Source organism: Corynebacterium amycolatum SK46, from assembly GCF_000173655.1.
GTDB lineage: Bacteria > Actinomycetota > Actinomycetes > Mycobacteriales > Mycobacteriaceae > Corynebacterium > Corynebacterium amycolatum_A.
This window is the reverse complement of the sequence record NZ_ABZU01000037.1, coordinates 1-3,508: the sequence shown is the minus strand read 5'-3', so window position 1 is coordinate 3,508 and position 3,508 is coordinate 1. Positions and strand designations below refer to the sequence as shown.

The following is a 3,508-nucleotide window of genomic DNA, read 5'->3' as shown; positions in this document are numbered from 1 at the left end:
CTCCGTGAGCAGCGAGAGAAAACATTAACAAACAATTAACCAGAAAGTCAAACCAACGACTCCCAGCGGCTAACCGCACGAAAACATTTCCCCCAACCAGCCAACCAGACAACAACCGCCCAGCCGCGCTGACCCCGAATACTTTACACACACGCTCTTATTTAAGCGAATCCGCTGGTAAACCCCTGAAAACTTATCACTTTAGTTAACCCTGTACGCCAGGTTAGAGCCTTCCTACGGTTCGGGCACTACTTGTCAGCAACTCAGCCATCGACGAATTACGACCAATTATCTAGTCAGAGTCGCCTTGTCACCTGCGAGTCGTCGCCAAGCCGTGGCAGACGCGACCCCCATCAGTGCACCCGCACCCAGAAACACACTGCCTGCACCCATCGCGGTAGCACCCAAGCCAGCAACCGGCGGCAGGATGACCTGCGCCAAGCGGTTACCCATCAGCCGGATGGATAGCGCCTGAGCGCGCACCTCGGCATCCACCAGGGAACTCACCCACGTCATCGACATAGGCATGACAAAGCCCCACGCCAAGCCACAGATACCAACCGCGATAACCATCAGCCACGCACTCTGTAGCCACGGCATTGCCAACAGCGGCAGGACACCGGCACAAACTGCAATGATAAGGACCCGATTGCGATTAGCTTTGCGCAAAACAGTCGGCATGAGGGCTCGGGAAATAATCGCAAGACCACTACGCGCACCAAGAATCGCCGTCACCTCGGCAACACTAAAGCCCAGTTCACGTCCCAGCACCGGCACATATGCCGTCAACAGGTCAATGGCTACGATGACCGCAATTGAGACAGCCATGGCGCTGGACATGCCGTCGATACGCAGGATGCTTAAGACCGATGCGCCACTGGCTTCGGCCTGCGCCGGCCGCCTCTCCTCCATCCGGCTGCGGTCGCTAACAGTCGACGCCCGAGAATACGCAGTTGAGCTAGCAGCTTGCACTTCGGCGGCTGCATTCGCTTCGTGCCGTCGATAAGCAGTTGCGACCGGCCAGCCGATGACCAGGGCGACCGCACCGATTCCCGTCATCGCCCAGAGTGCGGAAGTGGTGGCGGTCATGGCGCTACCGTCATGGTTGGGAGTGAGCAGACCCGCACCGACGATGCCGAGGAATTGCCCGACGGAGATTCCAAGCGTGAAGTATGCAAAGAGGCTATCAAGCCCGGCGACGCCGCCACGCAGGTGCGAAACCATGCCTTGAGCGGCGATGAGCGTGGTCATGTGGGCAAAACCCAGGGCCACGTAGCCGAGCAGAAGAATAGGTAGGTTCGGCGAGAGCGCCATTACTGCTGCAGCGATGACGGTGGCGACGAGACCGGAGTACATGACTTCGGTGGCACGATGGCTGTCGACAAGCTTGCCGGCGGGAAGCGCAATAATAAGAGGTACAAGTGAAAATGCGGCAGTGAACCAACCGACGGTGGCGGCGGAACCTCCAAAATCAAGGACTCGCCAAGAAAGCAGCACGCGACCGCCGTTGAAAACCGCTTGCCCCAACACAGTAATGAGAACCAATAGGCCGAACCAGCGTCTCATACCTGTTTGTAACTCCCCTTCTCCTGTGTGGTCGCACTCTTCGCGGGGCGAGTTCTCTGCACGTCAATACCTAAATTGATCGGTGTTTTCTCGTCGACTCGCACTTCTGCCAACCCGCGAAGAGCGGTCAAAGTAATGCGGCTTATTAAGAATAGTCCCTGAAGTTAAACATGTTTAGCGCATAGAATGAATTATTCGGGCATCCTTGTCGATGTAACCGGTTTGCTTATTTAGTTAATAAAGAATCAGGAATTAGGAGCCATGCTTGAACGCACATTGGTGTTCGTCGATACGTCATATTTACTGGCGAGCTTTTACAACTCGTGGGAAACCGGAGCCCGCGGGCAATTAGAAATCGACCTTAGAGAAGTAGTTAGTGTCCTTGACCGAATGATTAACCAGCAGCTGAACCAGCCAGTTCAGCGGCAACTTTGGTACGACGGCATCCCGGAGTCGGGGCCGCATCGTTACCAGCGCTCACTGCGCACGATTGATGGTGTGCAGCTGCGCGCAGGTCAGCTCATTGAATGGGGTGACCGACGGACGCAGAAGGCCGTCGATACGCGACTCGTCGCAGACATGGTTGTCGCCGGCCTGCGCAACCAAGTTTCCGATATCGTGCTGGTCTCGGGCGATGCGGACATGCTGCCCGGTGTCGCTGAGGCTTCGGCCGCCGGTGTGCGCGTGCATCTCTACGGCTTCGGCTGGGACTCCATGTCCGGTGCGCTTCGCCATGCCTGCGATTCGACGACAATCCTCGATCCCCGCGAGGACTTCGCCGACGCCATGCAGCTCAATGTCCTCGAGGGCCCAATCCCACCGGTCGTCCGCACGAATAAGCCGCTGGGCGATGCCGAACCAATCGAAGATCTCGGCGCCACCTGCGTACCGGATACGCGCATCACTCCTCCGGGCGAGGACTCGCTTGACGACGGCACGGAGAACACTCCCTCCGCTGCCGACGGTGACGTTGCTTCGCCGGAGGCCGGCACTCCGGAGGTTCCGCAGGACCAGCGCGTTGTGCCATCCCCCACGGCTGACCGCGACTCCGACTGTCGCAGCGAAGACAATGCCGCAGCCACGCCGACGGCCAAGGCCGACTCGCCGAAGTTCAACGAGGTCGAGCACGCGGCCAAGATGGGTGCCCGGGAAATCCCGGCGCAGGCTGAGCACCGCGCTGAGGTAGAGCGGACCGGCGGTTCGGAAACTACACGGGTGGATTCCGCTGCTTCGGGCGTTTCGGCTGCCTCGCCAACACAGCAAACACAGCAAACGCAGCCAGCGCAGCCTTCTCCAGCGGCCATGCCCGGCGCGACAGGCAACACTGGCAGTGGGGCTGGTAACGACACTGCGAACAACACCGGAGCCGAGAATGCAGGCGCGTCTGCCTCCGATTCCGCGTCGTCGACTGCAACCGGCAGTGGGGAGTCGGCGACGGAGCCGTCGGCAAGCGAAGACGGCGCCAACGCGAATACACCGAAACCAAGCCCGCGGCCGAATCCTTCGATGATGGCGCCAAGGAGGAAGCTGCGTAGTCGATACGTGCCCCTGCCGAACGAGGTGTGGGCATCCGCGGGTTTCCAGACGCCGTTCGATGTGGGACAGCAGTACGCGAACTGGTGGTACGAGAATATTGCGAACGAGCAGGCGCGCGATAGTGCCCACTTGCTCTCTGGTGGTGGGCTGCCGCCGGACATTGATCGTCCGCTGCTGCAGTTCGCGTGCGAAACCCTGCACGAATACACGCTGACGGAGACGCAGCGCGTCAATCTGCGCGATGGTTTCCACGCCGGTATCCGCGGGGTGCTGCTCGCGCGGAAGAACGGCGAATTGGAGAAGTAGCGCGCCTCACGGCCTTTACAGTTTCGGCGGCTTCAGCGCTGCTGGCGGTGCTGGTGCGGCTGACGCGAGAAAGTGTCGGGGTTTATGGCAGTTTACGGTG

General features: G+C 59.6%; 2 protein-coding genes. One reads left to right on the top strand and one right to left on the bottom strand.

All coding sequences use genetic code 11. The features are described from left to right. Positions 1 to 288: 288 nt before the first annotated feature. Positions 289 to 1,566, bottom strand: coding sequence for an MFS transporter (locus tag CORAM0001_RS10775; RefSeq protein ID WP_005512044.1), 1,278 nt, complete (start codon positions 1,564 to 1,566; stop codon positions 289 to 291). A 261-nt stretch (positions 1,567 to 1,827) separates the two neighbouring features. Between CORAM0001_RS10775 and CORAM0001_RS10770 the strand changes: the two genes are divergently transcribed. Beyond that, complete coding sequence (locus CORAM0001_RS10770; RefSeq protein WP_040362012.1) at positions 1,828 to 3,408, top strand: NYN domain-containing protein; 1,581 nt, start codon at positions 1,828 to 1,830, stop codon at positions 3,406 to 3,408. Positions 3,409 to 3,508: the final 100 nt, after the last annotated feature.

Excerpts from the sequence above, each read along its gene's own strand:
- CORAM0001_RS10775 (WP_005512044.1), bottom strand. The coding sequence starts at position 1,566 with ATGAGACGCTGGTTCGGCCTATTGGTTCTCATTACTGTGTTGGGGCAA.
- CORAM0001_RS10770 (WP_040362012.1), top strand. The coding sequence starts at position 1,828 with ATGCTTGAACGCACATTGGTGTTCGTCGATACGTCATATTTACTGGCG.